This is a genomic window from Streptomyces sp. HNM0575 (genome assembly GCF_012726265.1).
Lineage (GTDB): Bacteria > Actinomycetota > Actinomycetes > Streptomycetales > Streptomycetaceae > Streptomyces.
Window position 1 is genome coordinate 449506 of the sequence record NZ_JAASAG010000005.1, and the last position, 17104, is coordinate 466609.

14 protein-coding genes are annotated in these 17104 nt (G+C 73.9%); 8 read left to right on the forward strand and 6 right to left on the reverse strand.

Annotated features, from left to right (window positions below; genetic code table 11):
* Positions 1-35: 35 nt before the first annotated feature.
* A complete protein-coding gene (locus tag HCC61_RS15490; protein ID WP_169136018.1) occupies positions 36-1484 on the reverse strand; it encodes an FAD-dependent oxidoreductase in 1449 nt (482 codons plus the stop codon).
* A gap of 168 nt (positions 1485-1652) precedes the next feature.
* Here HCC61_RS15490 and hemG point away from each other — a divergent pair, with 168 nt between their 5' ends.
* The gene (hemG, locus tag HCC61_RS15495; RefSeq protein ID WP_169136019.1) at positions 1653-3203 is read left to right on the forward strand and encodes a protoporphyrinogen oxidase; all 1551 of its coding nucleotides are present in this window, start codon (positions 1653-1655) and stop codon (positions 3201-3203) included.
* Positions 3204-3207: 4 nt separating this feature from the next.
* Positions 3208-3939 (forward strand): hydrogen peroxide-dependent heme synthase, encoded by a 732-nt coding sequence (gene hemQ, locus HCC61_RS15500; RefSeq protein ID WP_169136020.1) that lies wholly within the window; start codon positions 3208-3210, stop codon positions 3937-3939.
* An 80-nt stretch (positions 3940-4019) separates the two neighbouring features.
* Here the strand turns inward: hemQ and HCC61_RS15505 are convergent, their stop codons facing one another.
* The 3 genes from HCC61_RS15505 to HCC61_RS15515 form a co-directional block, all read right to left on the reverse strand.
* A complete protein-coding gene (locus HCC61_RS15505) occupies positions 4020-5837 on the reverse strand; it encodes an alpha/beta hydrolase (RefSeq protein ID WP_346777213.1) in 1818 nt (605 codons plus the stop codon).
* Between the two features lie 336 nt (positions 5838-6173).
* Positions 6174-7589 carry a DUF692 domain-containing protein gene (locus HCC61_RS15510; protein WP_206322505.1) on the reverse strand — a complete coding sequence of 472 codons (1416 nt, stop codon included), beginning with the start codon at positions 7587-7589 and terminating at the stop codon, positions 6174-6176.
* A gap of 221 nt (positions 7590-7810) precedes the next feature.
* Complete coding sequence (locus HCC61_RS15515) at positions 7811-8629, reverse strand: peptidyl-tRNA hydrolase (RefSeq protein WP_169136021.1); 819 nt, start codon at positions 8627-8629, stop codon at positions 7811-7813.
* A 38-nt stretch (positions 8630-8667) separates the two neighbouring features.
* On the opposite strand from HCC61_RS15515, the gene HCC61_RS30215 reads away from it, so the two are divergent.
* Positions 8668-9519: an ATP-binding cassette domain-containing protein gene (locus tag HCC61_RS30215; protein ID WP_206322506.1), complete on the forward strand. Its 852-nt coding sequence runs from the start codon at positions 8668-8670 to the stop codon at positions 9517-9519.
* A complete protein-coding gene (locus HCC61_RS30220) occupies positions 9516-10184 on the forward strand; it encodes an ABC transporter (protein WP_346777214.1) in 669 nt (222 codons plus the stop codon). Before HCC61_RS30215 ends, HCC61_RS30220 begins: the two co-directional genes overlap by 4 nt.
* A gap of 190 nt (positions 10185-10374) precedes the next feature.
* On the opposite strand, the gene HCC61_RS15525 is transcribed toward HCC61_RS30220, so the two are convergent.
* Positions 10375-11760 carry an alkaline phosphatase PhoX gene (locus tag HCC61_RS15525; RefSeq protein WP_169136022.1) on the reverse strand — a complete coding sequence of 462 codons (1386 nt, stop codon included), beginning with the start codon at positions 11758-11760 and terminating at the stop codon, positions 10375-10377.
* 163 nt (positions 11761-11923) lie between these two features.
* The gene (zapE, locus tag HCC61_RS15530) at positions 11924-13006 is read right to left on the reverse strand and encodes a cell division protein ZapE (protein ID WP_240969032.1); all 1083 of its coding nucleotides are present in this window, start codon (positions 13004-13006) and stop codon (positions 11924-11926) included.
* A 284-nt stretch (positions 13007-13290) separates the two neighbouring features.
* On the opposite strand from zapE, the gene HCC61_RS15535 reads away from it, so the two are divergent.
* The 4 genes from HCC61_RS15535 (at position 13291) to msrB (ending at position 16830) form a co-directional block, all read left to right on the forward strand.
* Entirely contained in the window at positions 13291-14112 is an 822-nt protein-coding gene (locus HCC61_RS15535; RefSeq protein WP_169136024.1) for a pyrimidine reductase family protein, read from the forward strand.
* A gap of 170 nt (positions 14113-14282) precedes the next feature.
* Positions 14283-14750, forward strand: coding sequence for an indole-3-glycerol phosphate synthase (locus HCC61_RS15540; RefSeq protein WP_169136025.1), 468 nt, complete (start codon positions 14283-14285; stop codon positions 14748-14750).
* A 210-nt stretch (positions 14751-14960) separates the two neighbouring features.
* A complete protein-coding gene (murC, locus tag HCC61_RS15545) occupies positions 14961-16370 on the forward strand; it encodes a UDP-N-acetylmuramate--L-alanine ligase (RefSeq protein ID WP_169136026.1) in 1410 nt (469 codons plus the stop codon).
* Positions 16371-16422: 52 nt separating this feature from the next.
* On the forward strand, positions 16423-16830 hold the full coding sequence (gene msrB / locus HCC61_RS15550) for a peptide-methionine (R)-S-oxide reductase MsrB (RefSeq protein WP_169136027.1): 408 nt from the start codon (positions 16423-16425) through the stop codon (positions 16828-16830).
* Positions 16831-17104: the final 274 nt, after the last annotated feature.

Below are 17104 nucleotides of genomic sequence, written 5' to 3' on the forward strand. Positions count from 1 at the left end.
GGAGAGGGCCGTACGCAGGGGCTCTTGTGCCGACGTCAGCCCGCGCTCTTCACGGCCGCCGTCGCCTTGCGCGCCGCCACCAGCACCGGGTCCCACACGGGGGAGAACGGCGGCGCGTAGCCGAGGTCGAGATACGTCATCTGCTCGACGGTCATGCCCGCGGTCAGGGCGACCGCCGCGATGTCCACGCGCTTGCCCGCGCCTTCGCGTCCCACGATCTGCGTGCCGAGCAGCCGTCCCGTACCGCGTTCGGCGAGCATCTTCACGCGCATCGGCCGGCTGCCGGGGAAGTAGCCCGCGCGGCTGGTGGCCTCGGCCGTGACCGTTACGAACCGGAGTCCCACCTCGCGGGCCTGGGCCTCCAGCAGTCCCGTACGGGCGATCTCCAGGTCGCAGACCTTGCTGACGGCGGTGCCGACGACGCCGGGGAAAGTGGCGTAGCCGCCGCCGATGTTGGCGCCGATGACCTGGCCGTGCTTGTTGGCGTGCGTGCCGAGGGGGATGTGCCGGGTGCGGCCCGAGATCAGGTCGAGGACCTCGACGCAGTCGCCGCCCGCCCAGATGTTCTCCTGTCCGCGTACGCGCATCGCCAGGTCGGTCAGCAGCCCGCCGGACCCGCCGAGCGGCAGGCCCGCCTCCTGTGCGAGCGAGGTCTCCGGCGCGACGCCGAGGCCGAGCACGACGACGTCCGCCGGGTACGTGGACTCCTTCGTGACGACGGCGCGGGCACGGCCGTCGTCTCCGGTCTCGATCCCGGTGACGGCCGCGCCCGTGACGACCTCCATGCCCATGCCGCACATCGATTCGTGGACCAGCTCGCCCATGTCGGGGTCGAGGGTCGTCATGGGCTGCGGGGACCGGTCGAGGACCGTCACCTCGAACTCCCGGCGTACCAGGGCCTCGGCCATCTCCACGCCGATGTAGCCGGCGCCGACGACCACGGCCTTCAGCCGGGGCTCCGCGCCTTGCGGGCCCGCGGGGCTCCGCTTGCCCTCGCCGCCGGGTGCCGCCGTGCGGTCGATGGCGTCCAGCAGGTTCTGGCCGTCCTCCAGGGACTGCACGCCGTGCACGCCCTCGGCGTCGACTCCGGGCAGCGGGGGTCGCACGGGCCTGGCGCCGGTCGCGAGGACGAGATGGTCGTAGTCCGTCCAGTACTCCGTCGTCGACTGCCGCTCTCCGGGGGCGAGTTCGCGGGCGAGCACCCGGCGGCGGTCCGTGTCGAGGCGGGTGACCTCGGTGTGCATGCGCAGGTCGATGCCGCGCTCGCGGTGCTTTCCGGGCGTACGGGCGATCAAATCGTCGCGGTCGGAGACGTCGCCGCCGATCCAGTACGGGATGCCGCACGCGGAGTAGGAGGAGAAGGCGCCCCGCTCGAAGGCGACGACCTCCAGCTCGTCCGGGCCCAGCAGGCGGCGTGCCTGGGAGGCGGCGGTCATGCCGGCCGCGTCACCCCCGACGACGACCATGCGGCGTGCGGCAGCCATGATCCGTACTCCCTCCGTTGTGGCCGTGGCCGTGGCCGTGACCGTGGCCGGGCCGGGCGTGGATGGGGCGGGTCGGGGGCCTGCGCCGGGACGCCGCCCGGGAGTCTCCCGCTTCCGTCCCGTTCCCCTGGTTACGGCGGGCGGTACCCGCGCTGGGACGATGGACACATGCATGTGATCGTGATCGGCGGCGGCATCTCGGGGCTCGCCGCGGCCCTGCGGCTCTCCTCGGGCGGCGCCTCGGTGACCGTACTGGAAGCGTCCGCTCGGCTGGGCGGAAAGCTGCTGCCGGGCGCCGTCGCCGGGAGCGCGGCCGTCGATCTGGGCGCGGAGTCGATGCTCGCGCGCCGCGACGAGGGCGTGGATCTCGCGCGTGCGGCGGGGCTCGGTGAGTCGCTCGAAGCCCCTGCCGGCGCCGGTGCCGCGATCTGGTCACGGGGCGGGATGTGCCCCATGCCCAAGGGCCATGTGATGGGCGTACCGGGAGATCCGGAGGCGCTGCGCGGGCTGGTCTCCGACGAGGGGATCGCACGCGCGGAACGGGACGCGGGGCTGCCGCGCACGGAGATCGGGGAGGACGCCGCGATCGGCGAGTACGTGGCGGAGCGCCTCGGCCGCGAGGTGGTGGACCGGCTGGTGGAGCCGCTGCTGGGGGGCGTGTACGCGGGCGACGCGTACCGGATCTCGATGCGTGCCGCCGTGCCGCAGCTCTACGAGGCGGCGCGCGGCGGGAGTTCGCTGCTGGCGGGGGTGCGCGCCTTGCAGCAGCGGGCGCCCGTGCAGCCCCCGGGGGCGCCCGTCTTCATGGGGATCCGGGGCGGCGTCGGGCGGCTGCCGGGCGCGGTGGCGGACGCGTGCCGTGCGGAGGGGGCGCGGATCAGGACGGGGGTTCCCGTACGGAGCGTGCACGCGTCGGCCGTCGCGGACGGGGCGGTTCCGGGTTCCGGGGCCGGACCGGCTTCCGTGGCCGGTACTGACGCCGGTTCAGGTTCCGGTGCCGGTTCAGGTCGTGGTGCCGGTTCCGTTTCCGGTCGTGATGCCGGTGCCGGCCGACGTTGGTCCGTCGTCACCGAGAGCGGCGAGAGCCTGCACGCCGACGCGGTCGTCGTCGCCGTGCCCGCACCGCAGGCCGCGCGGCTGCTGGCCGACGAGGTGCCCGTGGCGGCGGCCGAGCTGCGCACCGTGGAGTACGCGTCGATGGCGCTGGTCACCATGGCGTTCCGGCGCTCGGAGCTGGAACGGGCTTCCGAACCGCCGCCCGCCGGCAGCGGATTCCTGGTGCCGCCCGTCGACGGACGCACCATCAAGGCCGCCACCTTCTCCGGCAACAAGTGGGGATGGGTGGCCGCGCAGGACCCGGAGCTGTTCGTGCTGCGCACCTCCGTCGGCCGGTACGGGGAGGAGGCCGTGCTGGAGCGTGAGGACTCCGAGATCGCCGAACTGTCGCTGCACGATCTGGCGGCCGCGACCGGGTTGCGGGCCCGCCCCGTCGACCGGCTGGTCAGCCGCTGGCACGGCGGCCTCCCGCAGTACCCGGTCGGCCACACCGCCCGCGTCGCCCGCATCCGTGCCGCCGTCGCCCGGGCGCCCGGGCTGGCGGTGTGCGGAGCGGCGTACGAGGGCGTCGGCATCCCTGCGTGCGTCGCGAGCGGACGGCGCGCGGCCGGTGAGATCCAGGAGACCCTGGCGCGGGCACCCGCGGGCGGCGCGCGAGAATAGCCGCATGACTGCTGCACCGGAGCCGGGCAAGCCGGAGAAGGCCCCCAACGCGGGGAAGAAGGCCAAGGACCTCAACGAGGTCGTCCGATACACCCTGTGGTCGGTCTTCCGGCTGCGCGGCGAACTGCCCGACGACCGCGCCGGACACGCGGCCGAGGTCGACGAGCTGTTCGCGCAGCTCGCCGCCAAGGACGTGGTGGTGCGCGGCACTTACGACGTCTCGGGGCTCCGTGCCGACGCCGACCTCATGATCTGGTGGCACGCCGAGTCGTCCGACGCCCTTCAGGACGCCTACAACCGCTTCCGCCGCACCCGGCTGGGCCGCGCAGTGGAGCCGGTCTGGTCGAACATGGCGCTGCACCGCCCGGCGGAGTTCAACAAGTCGCACCTGCCGGCCTTCGTGGCGGGCGAGGAGCCGCGGGCGTACGTGAGCGTGTATCCGTTCGTGCGCTCCTACGACTGGTATCTGCTGCCGGACGAGGACCGCCGCCGCATGCTCGCGGACCACGGCAGGATGGCCCGCGGCTTCCCGGACGTACGGGCGAACACGGTGCCCGCCTTCTCCCTCGGCGACTACGAGTGGATCCTCGCGTTCGAGGCCGACGAACTGCACCGCATCGTCGACCTGATGCGGCACCTGCGGGGCTCCGAGGCGCGGATGCACGTGAGGGAAGAGGTGCCGTTCTTCACCGGGCGGCGCAAGCCGGTCGCGGAGCTGGTGGCGGGGCTCGTCTGAGGGGCAGGGCTCGTCTGAGGGGACGGGCGGTCCGGGGCACGGTTGGTCCGGGTCACGGCCGGTTCGGGGGCTCGGCTCGTCTAGGGCACGTCCTCGGAGCCGGGCCGGGCCGCGGCCCGTGGTGCGGGTCTGGCCGCGCATTCCGCGGCGCGGCCGGGCGTGCGGCCGTCCAGCAGGTACACGGCGAGATGAGCGTCGGCACACCGGTTTCCGCCCGCGACGCCGTGCGTGACGGCGCCCCGCTCGGTGACGAGGGACGAGCCGGACAGCCGCTTCCACGTCTCGACGGCGCCCTCGTACGGTGTGGCGGCGTCCCGGGTCGACGCGAGCAGCAGCACCGGCGGCAGTTCGCCCGGCGCGGTGCGTACGTCGACGGGCCTGGAGCGCACGCCCCGCCAGTACGCGCAGGGCAGGTCGGCCCGCACGGTCTCCCACGTCTGGTACGGCGCGGCCCCGCCGATCGCGGTGTTGTCACGGTCCCAGCGCGGCCACCGCCGCGGCCAGTGGCCCTCGGAGCACTGCACGGCGCTGTAGACGGAGTCGCTGTTGTCGCGCTCGGCCTCCGTGCGCGGGTCGGGGGCCGCGATCCGGGTCAGCGCATCAGGGTCTCCCCGGCTGAACTCGGCGAGTGCCAGGGCGAGTCGGGGCCAGCTCCCCTGGTCGTGGCCGGCTCGCAGAGCGGCGCGCAGGAGTTGCAGCCCGGCGCCTTGGCCCCCCGGTGAATCGGCGGCGCCGGCGGGGTCGTGGTCGAGGGCGGCTCGTGCCGTGTCGAAGTGGCGCTGTACCGATCGCGGGGTGCGGCCGAGACCGTAGACGGAGTGACGGCGCGCGGTCCAGGACGTGAAGTCCCGCCAGCGGCGCTGGAACGCGCTGCTCTGGGCGAGCGCGTCGCCGTACCAGATCCGGTGCGGACGCGGGTCGACGACGCCGTCGAGTACGAGGCGGCGCACGTGGCCGGGGAAGAGGGCGGCGTACACGGCGCCGAGGTAACTGCCGTACGACGTCCCGAAGAAGCTCAGCTTCTCCTGGTGCAGGGCGGCTCGCAGCACGTCGAGGTCGCGGGCGTTGTCGGCGGTGGTGAAGTGGGCGAGCGTGTCGCCGTACCGGCGGGCGCAGGCCCTCGCGAACGCGGCCGCCTGAGCGCGAAGTTCGCGCTTGAACGCGGCGGAGGGCGTACGGGGTGAGCGTGGCACGGCCGTCGCTTCCGCACCCGCTTCCGCTTCCGCGCTCCCAGCCCGTGCGCCGCGGGCCGCTGTTCGGCGCGTGTGCTCCGGGCCCCGGCACCGGAGGGGGGCCGAGCGTCCGACGCCGCGGGGCGCGTAACCGACGAAGTCATAGGCGCGGTTGAGCTTCTTCCACACTCCGCCCCGCAGGGTGGGGTGGAGCGGGAAGCCCATGCCGTCGGCCCCGGGGCCGCCCGGGTTGTGGAGGAGCGGGCCCTGCCGGACGGAGGCGGGGCCCGTCGCGCGCTTACGGCTCACGGTGAGGGCGATCTTCCGGGCGTCCGGGTCCGCGTAGTCGACCGGCACGTCGACCTTGCCGCACTCGGCGTACGCGGGAAGCTCCTCGGAAGCGGGGCAGCGCGACCAGTCGATGCCCGCCTCGGCCGCCGCTTCGGCTGCGATCGCCGTGCCGACGGCCGCGCGGGCGTCGCGGAGGGGCAGCGGCAGACCGTCGTGTGCGGTCGTGATGGTGGCTGCTGAACTGGTGGCTGCGGAAGCGGTGGTGGCGCTGGCCGCGGCTGTGCCCGTGCCCCTGCCCCAGGCCGTGCTGGGGCCACCGACTGCCGGACCGGCCGGACCGGCAGGACCGGCCGGGCCTGCCGGGCCTGCCGGGACGACGGTCATGACGGTGAGGGCGAGGGCACCGAGCGTGCCGTACAAGGCGGTTGAGCGCACCGGGTGCCTCGTTCCTGTCGTGGTGCGAACGGGCGCCCGGAGGGTGGGAAGGGGTCGGCCGACGGCCGTACCAGGGGCCTCGGAGCAGTGCCGTGCGTGAGCGTCCGTGCGCAGCGTGTGATCACACCTGCAACGCGCATGCTCCGTACGGGAGTTGGCGAAGTAAAGCACCCCGGGCGGATGTCGGGGGTGATGCGCACGAAGCGGGGAGTGTGGGCGCTGCCGTGCGAAATGCGGCGGGGCGGCCCGGCGGTGGGCTCCCGTCCCTTAGGGCGGTAGGCCCTTTACCGCGGTGGGCCCTCATGGCAGTGGAAGCCGGTGGCGGCGAGCCCGTGGTCAGCGGTGCATGCGGACGCGCTCCCGCGTCAGGTGCAGCATGCGCCGCACCCGGCCGCCGGGCGGCGGCTCGGGCGCGGAGCGCTCAAGCCACCAGGTCCGCAGCCTTCCGTGCGTCCGCCGTCCGCCCGCGGCGCCCTCGTCCAGCGTGTACGCGGCGAAGTCCAGCGCGTCGCGCCGGTAGCCGCCCGTCAGGGGAACGGTGCGCGCGTACGCGGCGAAGGCGCTGCGGAAGGTCTTCTCGCCCAGGATCGACGGGAGTTCGGGTGCCACCTTGGCCACCACGTCCCGCCGCTTGGCGGCCAGCGCACGGCGCTGCACATCGAGCCGTTCGCGGTCGAAGCCCTCCGGCGCGGGCGCGTCCGCGACGAGCGCGGCGAGCAGCCCGGCCTCCGCCCGCGCGAGGCGTTCCCGTGCCTGCGCGAGCCGGTCCTGCGCCTGCGCCGGGCGTTGCCGGGTCTCCGTTGCGGCGCTGGCGGTGGCGCGCCCGCGGCGCTCCTCTCCGGGACCAGCGCCCCCTGCGGGCAAGGTGCCCGGCTCCCTCGGCTCCCTCAACTCCCTTGCCGGAGCGGTGTCCTGGAGCACGGAGCGGATGCTCTCCAGCTCCTCGGCGAGTTCGCTCACGGGTGGGAAGTTCTCGTCCCGTTCCAGCAGCACGCCCGGCGGCTCCGTACGGGCGCGCAGCTGCGCGAGCACATCCAGCACGGGCCGGGTGACGGGGTGCCCGTGGCTGTCGTGCCAGACGCCGTCCCGTTCGAAGCCGCCCGCCACGTGCACGTACGCCAGCGCGTCCAGGGGCAGTTCGTCCAGCGCGGCGCACGGGTCCTCGCCGCGGTTGACGTGGTTGGTGTGCAGATTGGCGACGTCGATGAGCAGGCGCACGCCCGTACGCTCCACGAGTTCGGCGAGGAAGGCGCCCTCGCTCAGCTCTTCGCCGGGCCATGCCACGAGGGCCGCGATGTTCTCCAGAGCCAGCGGCACCGGCAGTGCTTCCTGTGCGACGCGTACGTTCTCGCACAGCACGTCCAGGGCGTCGCGGGTGCGGGGCACCGGCAGCAGATGGCCCGCCTCCATCCGCGGCACGCCGGTCGGGGGCCCGCCCGCACGCACGAAGGCGATGTGCTCCGTGACGAGCGGCGCGTCCAGCGCCTCGGCGCGCTCGGCCAGGGCCGACAGCCGTGCGGGGTCCGGGAGTTCGGCGCCGCCGATTCCGAGGGAGACGCCGTGCGGGACGACGGTCGTGCCGCGCTCGCGCAGGCGCCGCAGCCCGTCGGGCAGATGGTCCGGATCCGGGCAGACGTTCTCGGCGACCACCTCGACCCAGTCGATGCCGGGCAGCGCCGCTATGCCGTCCGCGATCTCGGGCCGCCAGCCGATGCCGGTGCCCAGCCGCACCCTGGTGCCGGTCGTCCCCATGTGCGCCCCCCTCCTTCTCCGTGCTGTGTCTCCCCGGCGGTCGGCAGACCGCGGTGTGGTGCCGTGCCCGCCGGTGCCGGTGCCTGGCCGGTGCCGGGGCGGCTGCGCATACGTGCTGTATACGAGCGGTACGCTCGCCGTCTCCGTGCTTCTGCCACGCGGCGGGCGGCCGAATCCGCCAAGCCGCGTATTCAGAGCCGTATTTGAGGTTCGCGTCCCGTTCAGCCCCGGGCGTCCACGTCCAGCAGCCCCGCGAAGTCGGCCACCACCGTCACCGAGCCGGCGGCGACCTCGGTGTACCCCGCGTCCCGTACGACCGGAAGCCCGCACTCCAGCAGGCGCGACCACTGCCGGACACCGCTCGCCGTGCGCACGGCGAGGGCGAAGTCCGCCTCGCGCCACCGCTTCCGCGCCGCGTCCGGCAGCCGCCACCACGCCAGCTGCGCGCCGTGCGCCGCCTGCGCCATCGCCTTGCCCGCCGACATCTCCAGATCCGGCGCCAGCCACATCACCGGCATCGCGGGTGCGGGGGCCGGGGGCGGCTCCGGATCGGTCAGTTCGGTGCCGGAGACCTGCAAACGGGCCAGGTCCCTCGGCCAGTCGCCGACGGGCACGGGCGGGAAGACCCGTACCTCGGCGGTACGGCCCGTCACCGTGATCCCCGGCAGCGCCTCCGCCCGGCGCCACTCCGCGCCGCGCGCACGCCGCACCACCTTGCGGATGGCGGTGTCCTCCCAGCTGCGCACCCGTTCCGACCACTCGCCGCCGTCCGCGGAGCGTTCGTCGGCGAGGAGGGTGAGGACCGCGCGGGCTGCCGTCTCCAGGGCGTCGGTACGGTGCGGGGGCGTGCCGCGCTCCAGCCGTACGACCAGCGGAAGCGCGAACTCCCGCGCCTGCTCCGGTTCGTGTGCCTGTCCCCGCGGGGCCCGCTCCGGGTGTGTTCCGGCGTCCTTCCCCGGCTCCTGGCCCGTCTCCCGGTCCGAGGCGCGCCCCGCCTCGCGGCCCGTGCCCTTACGTACGTCCTGTCCTGCGTCGCTCACCAGGTCAGTCTGCCAGGGCTCCGCTACTGTCAACTCGTATGAGACTGGACGGAGTCGGCCGCCGCTACGGTCTGCGCGGGAGCTGGGTCCTGCGCGGCGTCGGCCTGTCGCTACCCGGGCGGAGACTGGTGCGCGTGCAGGGCGCCAACGGCAGCGGAAAGTCCACGCTGCTGCGGCTGCTCGCCGGCATCGACGCGCCCAGCGCGGGCCGGATCACCGGCCGCCCGCAGAGCGCTTATGTGCCCGAACGCTTCCCGGCGGCCATGCCGTTGACCGCTCTCGGCTATCTCACCCGCATGGGCACGGTGCACGGGCTGCGACGGGACGCGGCCGCGGACGAGGCCCGCGAATGGCTCGAGCGCTTCGGGGCGGCGTCCTACGCGCGCACGCCTCTCGCCGAACTCTCCAAGGGCAGCAGCCAGAAGGTCGCCGTCGCGCAGGCGCTGATGGCCCGCCCCGCCCTGCTCGTCCTGGACGAGGCCTGGACGGGGCTGGACGAGAACGCCCGTACCGTGCTGGACCGTTCGGTCGCCGAACGCGTGGCGGAGGGCGGCACCGTCGTCTTCGTCGACCACGATCCCGCGCGGCTGGCCGGTGCCGCCGATGTGACGTACCGGGTCGAGCACGGCGGTGTGCAAGAGGTCGCCGGATTTGTGCCGCCGGGCCACGCCGGCGTCCCCGCGGACGGACCGCGGGTGCGCATCGAGGCCGAGGGCCCGCCCGGCGCCGCGCTGCCGTCCGGGCTGCCGGGCGCCCCGCGCACGGAGCGGACCCCCGACGGGGCCACGGTGCTGACGGCTTCGGCCCCGTACTCCGACGCGCTGCTGCGGAGCCTGCTCGCCGGGCACTGGCACATCCGTTCCGTCGCAGTCGAGGAGGCCTCCCCGTGAAGGCGCTGCTCGCCTACCAGACCGAACTGCTCGTGCGGTCCCAGCGGTGGCTGCCGCCGCTGCTGCTGTACGCGGCGTTCCTGGGCCTGGGCGTCCAGTGGGGCAGGCCGCTGCTGGACGCGCTCGGCTACTCGGCCGCCGCGCTGCTGCCCGTGGCCGTGTGGCTCGTACGGGTCTGCGTGAGCGGCGAACCGCCCGCGGCCCGGCACTGCACCGCGGCGGCCGCGGGACCGGGGCGCGTACATCTGGCGAGCGTGCTGACGGCGCTGCTCGCCGCGTGCGTGCTCGGCGCCGCGGCGACGCTCTACGCGGTTGCGGTCAGCGAACCCCACAGCTCCGAGGGGCATGTCGAGGTGCCGCTGCCGCAGGCGGCGGGCGCCGGGCTGCTCGCGGTCGCAGCCTGCGCGCTCTTCGGCACGGCCGTCGGTGCGCTGTGCAGCCGTCCGGTGCTGCGCAGCACGGGCGTGGCCGTGCCGTCGGCGGTGGTTGCCGCGCTGCTGGTGCTGGTGGCGGGCGGTTCGCCCGCGAACGCCGCGGTCTCCGGACTGGTGACGGGCTCCCATACGGGAACGGTGACCGTGCCCTGGATGCCGGCCGGTCTCTCCGTCGCCGTCGCGGCGGCGGCCGTGGGCTTCGCCTGCCGGCAGGCGTCCAGGCGGAGTTGAGGCCGTGCGGGAGCCGCGCCGCCGCCCCGGGAACCCCGTACGGCCCGGTGCCCCCCCCGAGAGGGGCCCGGGCCGCACGGCCGGAGAAGGGGGCGAAGGGGCGGCGCCGGGTCTCAACCCGGTCGCGCCGCCCCCTTGTTCAGTGGCACCCCTTGTTCAGTGGCACCCCTTGTTCAGTGCCGCCCCCGGTTCAGTGCTTCCAGGGACCGGTCACCGCGAACGTGGTGCCCGGGTCATAGCAGTTGACGTACATCGTCCGGTTGTCCGGAGAGAAGGTCACGCCCGCGAACTCGCCCCACGCGGGCTCCTCCGGCGTACCGACGTCCTGCCTCCCGCGCGCCATCGGGTAGACGGCGCCCTCCTTGGTGAGGCCGAAGACGTGCTGTGCGCCCTCGCCGTCCTCGCACACCATGAGCCCGCCGCTCGGGGCCAGGCAGATGTTGTCCGGCTCCTCGCCCGGCAGGTTCAGATCCGTGTCGGGCCCGAAGACGATGACGAGCGTGAGCTTCTTGTGCTTCGGGTCGTAGCGCCAGATCTGGCCGTAGTGGTCGGCCTTCGAGCCCTCCTCGCTCTTGGCGTAACTGGAGACGAAGTAGACCGACTTGCCGCCCCAGTAGCAGCCCTCCAGCTTCTGGGCGTGCGTGATGCCGCCCTTGCCGAAGTCCTGGAAGCGGATCGCGGTCTCCTTGGCTAGCGGGTCGGGCACGTCGACCCATTCGATGCCTTCGAAGCCCGTGCCCGGCTCCTGTACGACGGACAGGTCGGGCACGCCCGGCACCCGCATCGCCTGGAGCCTTCCGCCGGCGTGCAGGGAGCCGTAACCGCCGAGCGGCTTCTCGGGCAGGAAGCGGTAGAAGAGCCCGAACGGCTTCTCGAAGGCGTCCTCCGTCTCGTACACCACGCCGTTGCGCGGGTCGAAGGCGACGGCCTCGTGCTGGAAGCGGCCCATCGCCTTCAGCGGCTCGGTGGAGGTCGGCCGGTCCTTGCGGAAGCCGACCTCGAAGATGAAGCCGTGGTCCTTGGTGTAGCCCTCCTCACCGGCCTTGAACTCGGTCTCCTCGCAGGTCAGCCAGGTGTCCCAAAGACTGTGTCCGCCTGCGCAGTTGGTGGAGGTGCCGGCGATGCCGACGCGCTCCTGGCGGACCTCGTTGTCACCGTCGAGTTCGAGGACGGTGCAGCCGCCGAGCGCGGCGGGGTCGTAGGTGAGGCCGTCGACGGTGGGGACGCCGTTCTCCGCGTCCATCCGGTTCTCGTGGTTGCGTACGAGCCACGTCGAGCCGTGGCGGCCGTCGTGGCCGTGCGGTCCGGCGAAGGCGGCCATACCGTCGCAGTGGCTGGGCACCTTGCCCTCACCGGAGCGCAGGTCGTCGCCCTCGCGGGAGAGGATCTTGTAGCTGAAGCCCTCGGGCAGATCGAGGACGCCGTCGGGGTCCTCGATCAGCGGCCCGTAGCCGGAGCGGCCGCCGGTTCCCTGGGCGGCCGCCGTACCCGTGAACAATTCCGAAAGGGCACCCGAGAAGGCGATGCCCGCTCCCAACGCGCCCGATCTTGCCAGCACTTGACGTCGTGTCGTCATCCGGAACTCCCTGTCGGCCGGGCAGATGTCCCGTGTGTCTACCATGCGGACGGCCGCGTGGGCACTAGCCGCGGCAGCGGCGTCTACGCGCGTACGGGCGGGGCGCACACGTGCCGGTCCCGGTCCGGCCCCCGGGTCCCGGCCCCCCGGGCCCCGGTCTCGCTCAGTGGTCCGCGAGCCGTGCGCCGTCCCGCGCGAGGGAGGTGAGCCGCGAGATCGCCCGGAAGTACTTCTTCCGGTAGCCGCCTTCGAGCATCTCCTTGCCGAACAGCTCGTCCAGCGGGGATCCCGAGGCCAGCACCGGCAGCTCCCGGTCGTAGAGCCGGTCCGCGAGCACCACCAGCCGCAGCGCCGTCGACTGGTCCGGCACCGGCCCGACGTCCGTCAGGCAGACGGCGCCGAGACCGTCGACGAGCGCCCCGTAACGGCTCGGGTGCACGGCGGCCAGATGGGACAGCAGCCCGGGGAAGGAGTCGAGGGAGGCGCCGGGCGTGCGGTGCGCCGCGCGCGTGACGGCGTCTGCGCTGAGCGGCTCGGGCGCGGCGGGCAGGCCGCGATGCCGGTAGTCCTCGCCTTCGACGCGCAGCGTACGGAAGTGCGCGGAGAGGCCCTGGATCTCGCGGAGGAAGTCGGCGGCGGCGAAGCGGCCCTCGCCGAGCCTGCCGGGCAGCGTGTTGGACGTCGCGGCCAGCGCCACGCCCTGCTCGACGAGCCGGCCGAGGAGGCTGGAGACGAGAACGGTGTCGCCCGGGTCGTCCAGCTCGAACTCGTCGATGCACAGCAGCCGGTGGCCGCCCAGCGTGCGCACGGTCTCCTGGAAGCCCAGAGCCCCGACGAGATCGGTCAGCTCGACGAACGTGCCGAACGCCTTGCGCTCCGCGGGCGCTTGGGCCGCGTGCCAGACGGAGGCGAGCAGATGGGTCTTGCCGACGCCGTAGCCGCCGTCGAGGTAGATGCCCCGCGGTCCGCGGGCGCCCGCCGCTCCCGCGCTGCCGCCGCCGCGCCGGAACCAGCGCTTCAGGCCGCCGCCGCTGCCCGTTCCGCCCTTTCCGCCCGCGCCGGCACCGCCGCGGCCGTCTCCGCCGACGCCCGCGGCGAACGAGCGCAGCGTCCCCACCGCCTCGGACTGGCTGGGCCGCTCCGGGTCCGGTACGTACGTCTCGAAGCGGACGGCGTCGAAGCGCGGCGGCGGAACCATCTCGGCGACGAGCCGCTCGGCGGGCACCCGCGGCTCGCGTGCGGTCAGGGAGAGCGGTGCGCCTGCCTCTCCGGGCGTGCCCGCCGCCGGGGCGGAAGCGGAGTCGGGGCTGCGCCCGTATGCGGGGGAGCCGCCGGTGCGCGCGGGACCGGAGGGCTGTGCGGAGTCGAGGGAACGGGACACGCCTTTCATGCTAAAGGCCCACCGGTGGAGGCCCGCGGGCGATGGCCCTCCGCTGAAGCCCGCCCGCGAAGGACCGCCGGGCGCGGGGCTCGGGACTCCCGTGCGGGCGCCCGGCCGGGGCGCCCGGACCCCGTGCCACACTGCGGTCCATGCGACGCCTGTTCCCGCCGCCCGCCGACGACCGCTCCGAATCGTCCGGCCCGCCCGCCGGCTCCCGGTGGAGCATCGACGCACTCGCCGACGCCTACGCCTACCCGGAGACGGACACCGCCGCGGACGGCGACGGCGTCTGGCTGCGCGCCAACATGGTCTCCTCGCTGGACGGCGCCGCCTACCACGACGGCCGCTCGCAACCCCTCTCCTCCGAAGCCGACATGCGCATCTTCGGCGTGCTGCGCGGTCTCGCGGACGCGGTCGTGGTGGGGGCGCAGACCGTACGGCAGGAGGGCTACGGACCGCCTCGCGAGCGTGAGGTCTTCGCCCGGCGCCGTGCGGAGGCGGGGCAGGGACCGGCACCGGCCATAGCGGTCGTCAGCGCGGGCCTGGACCTGGACTTCTCCCAGCCCCTGTTCACCTGCCCCCTCGTACCGACGCTGCTGGTGACCGGTGCGGGTGCGCCCTCCGACCGGGTCGCGGCCGCGCGCGAGGCGGGCGCCGACGTCGTCTTCGCCGGGGACGGCGCGACCGTGGACCCCGCCCGGCTGCCCCGCGCCCTGGCCGGGCGCGGACTGCGGCGGCTGCTGACCGAGGGTGGCCCGAGGCTGCTGGGCCAGCTGATCGCGGGGGGAGCGCTTGACGAGCTGTGCCTCACGGTCGCGCCGCGCATCACCGCCGGAGAGGCTTCGCGGATCGTGAACGGACCGGAGGTCGAGGTTCCCGTGGAGTTCGGGCTCGCGGGGGTACTGGAGGAGGACGGGTTCCTGTTCACGCGGTACTCGCGGATCGGGGGCGGCGGTCGGACGGCGGAATGACAGCCGGATGACAGCGGGTCGAGGGGAGAAAGAGTCCGTTCCGGACCGATCCGCGGCCGCCCGGGGAGCGTGAGTTGCGCGGAACGTGGGCAACCGTTGGCAGGATGATCGCTCCGGAGTCCCGGGCTCTCCGTTGAAGCCCGGGCTCCTCGTTGAAGAAGGGCACCGCCGTGTTCACGACCGTATTGATGATCGAGAAGCCGCTGGTGTCCGACGATGTGGAGCTCGTCACGACGCTGCACGGTGACGAGCCCGTCTCCTTCGTCGTACTGATCCAGCCCCGCGGCGACCAGGACCGGCTGCTGCGCGCACTGGACGACGTCGCCCTCGGCGAGTTCGACGAGGCCGTGCGCGAGGGCAGTGAATCCGATGACCGCGAGACGCGGCAGCCCGCCGCCCGCGCCCTCGAGCACTCGCTGACGTTGCTGCGCGAGACCGGCGCCCGCGCCGAGGGCAGCGTCATCGAGAACCATCCGCTGGACGTGCTCACCGAGGCGGTCGAGCGGCACAAGGCGGACGAGGTCATCGTGCTGACGGCTCCGCATCTGGTCGAGGAGTTCTTCCACCGGGACTGGGCGACGAGGGCACGGCACAAGGTGGGCGTCCCGGTGCTGAAGCTCTTCGCGCACACGCCGTAGGGGCGCGCGGCCTGCGCGGCGGCAGCGGGAGGAGTTCCGCGTCCCGGCATGCGCCCGCGGGCGAGGCCGCACCCCGGCAACGCATAGGCTGAGCAGCGCGCGTGGTGCACGTCGCGGTACGTGAGGCCGAGCGGTCTCGGTCAGGGTCACGTCCCGTACGGCGCACGGCGCGCCCGTTCGCGAGAGTACGAGTCCTGTGGAGGCGCCCGCATGGCAGCCGACCTGTCCAGCCCTACGGTCCCTGCGGACCTCGCACGCCCGCACTTCATCGGCATCGGCGGTGCGGGCATGTCCGGCATCGCGAAGATCCTCGCCCAGCGCGGCGCCCGGGTGCAGGGCAGCGACGCCAGGGAGTCGGTGACGGCGGCGGCGCTGCGCGGGCTGGGCGCGACCGTGCACATCGGCCACGACGCGGCGCATCTCGCGCCGGACGCCACGGGCGTCGTCGTCTCCAGCGCAATCCGGCCCGACAACCCGGAGCTGGCCGCGGCCAGGGAGCGCGGGGTGCCCGTCGTGCACCGCTCGGACGCGCTGGCCGCGCTGATGGACGCCTGCCGGCCGCTGGCCGTCGCGGGCACTCACGGCAAGACCACCACGACCTCGATGCTCGCTGTCGCGCTGGGCGCCCTCGGCCTCGACCCGTCGTATGCGATCGGCGGCGACCTGGACGAGCCGGGCTCCAACGCGCACAACGGGCGCGGCGAGATCTTCGTCGCGGAGGCCGACGAGTCCGACCGCAGCTTCCACAAGTACGAGCCGGAGGTGGCCGTCGTCCTCAACGTGGAGCTGGACCACCACGCCAACTACTCCTCCATGGAGGAGATCTACGACTCGTTCGTGACCTTCGCCGACCGGATCCGTCCCGGCGGCGTGCTCATCGTCAGCGCCGACCACGAGGGCGCCCGCGAGCTGACCCGCCGGGTGCGCGAGCGCGGGCGGGTGCGGGTGCGCACCTACGGCGAGGCCGAGGACGCGGACGTACGCATCCTCGACGTCACCCCGCACGGGCTGACCAGCGAGACCACCGTGCGCCTCGGCGGCGAGGAGCTGGCCTTCGCCGTCTTCGTGCCCGGCCGGCACTACGCGCACAACGCCGTCGCCGCGCTCGTCGCCGGCTCCGAGCTGGGCGTTCCGGCCGACGAGCTCGCGAAGGCGCTCGGCACGTACACCGGTGTGCGCCGGCGCCTCCAGCTCAAGGGCGAGGCCGACAGCGTCCAGGTCATCGACTCCTACGCACACCACCCGACCGAGATGACCGCCGACCTGGAGGCCATCCGCGGCGGCGCGGGGGACGGGCGCATCATCGTCCTCTTCCAGCCGCACCTCTTCAGCCGCACACAGGAGCTGGGCACGGAGATGGGAGAGTCGCTCGCGCTCGCCGACGCCTCCGTCGTGCTCGACATCTATCCGGCCCGCGAGGACCCGATCCCGGGCGTCACCAGCGAGCTGATCGTCGACGCGGCGCGTGCCGCGGGCGCCGACGTGCGGCACGCGGCGACGGGCGCGGACGGCGCGGATCTCGTCGCGGGAATGGCGGCCCCCGGTGATCTCGTTCTCACCATGGGAGCGGGCGACGTGACGGAGCTGGGCCCCGAGATCCTCGCCCGGCTGCCCCAGTGAGTGCCGCCGGGAGATCCCCGGACCCGGGACCGACGAAGGAGGCCGACGGGCCGTGACGTACGAGATCGAGAAGCCGGAAGAGCAGTGGCGGGCCGAGCTGAGCCCCGAGGAGTACCGGGTGCTGCGCGAGTCGGGCACCGAGCCCGCCTTCACCGGCGAGTACACCGACACCAAGACCACCGGCGTCTACAGCTGCCGGGCATGCGGTGCGGAACTCTTCCGCTCCGACACGAAGTTCGAGTCGCACTGCGGGTGGCCGAGCTTCTACGACCCGGCCCAGTCCGACGCCGTGGAGCTGCTGGAGGACCACTCCATGGGCATGCTGCGCACGGAGGTGCGGTGCGCCCGCTGCGGGTCGCACCTGGGTCACGTCTTCGAGGGTGAGGGCTACCAGACGCCGACCGACCAGCGGTACTGCATCAACAGTGTCGCCGTGCGGCTGGAGCCCGCCGAGTCCTGAAGCCCGGGCTCGGACTCCCGGGTCCTGAGCCCCGGGCGGCAGCCGTACCGCCGCCGCGCGCCCGCCCCCGACGGGGCGGGCGCGGCGCGTGCCAGGGGGCCGGAAGGCGGGGACGGCAGCGGCGGTGGCGGAGTCGGTCGTTTGCTGTCAGTCGCTGTCAGTCGCCGCCGTTGCCGGGTGTGGGGGTGGTCTTCTGGATCTGGAGGAGGAACTCGGTGTTGGACTTGGTCTGCTTCATCTTGTCCAGCAGCAACTCGATGGCCTGCTGCTGATC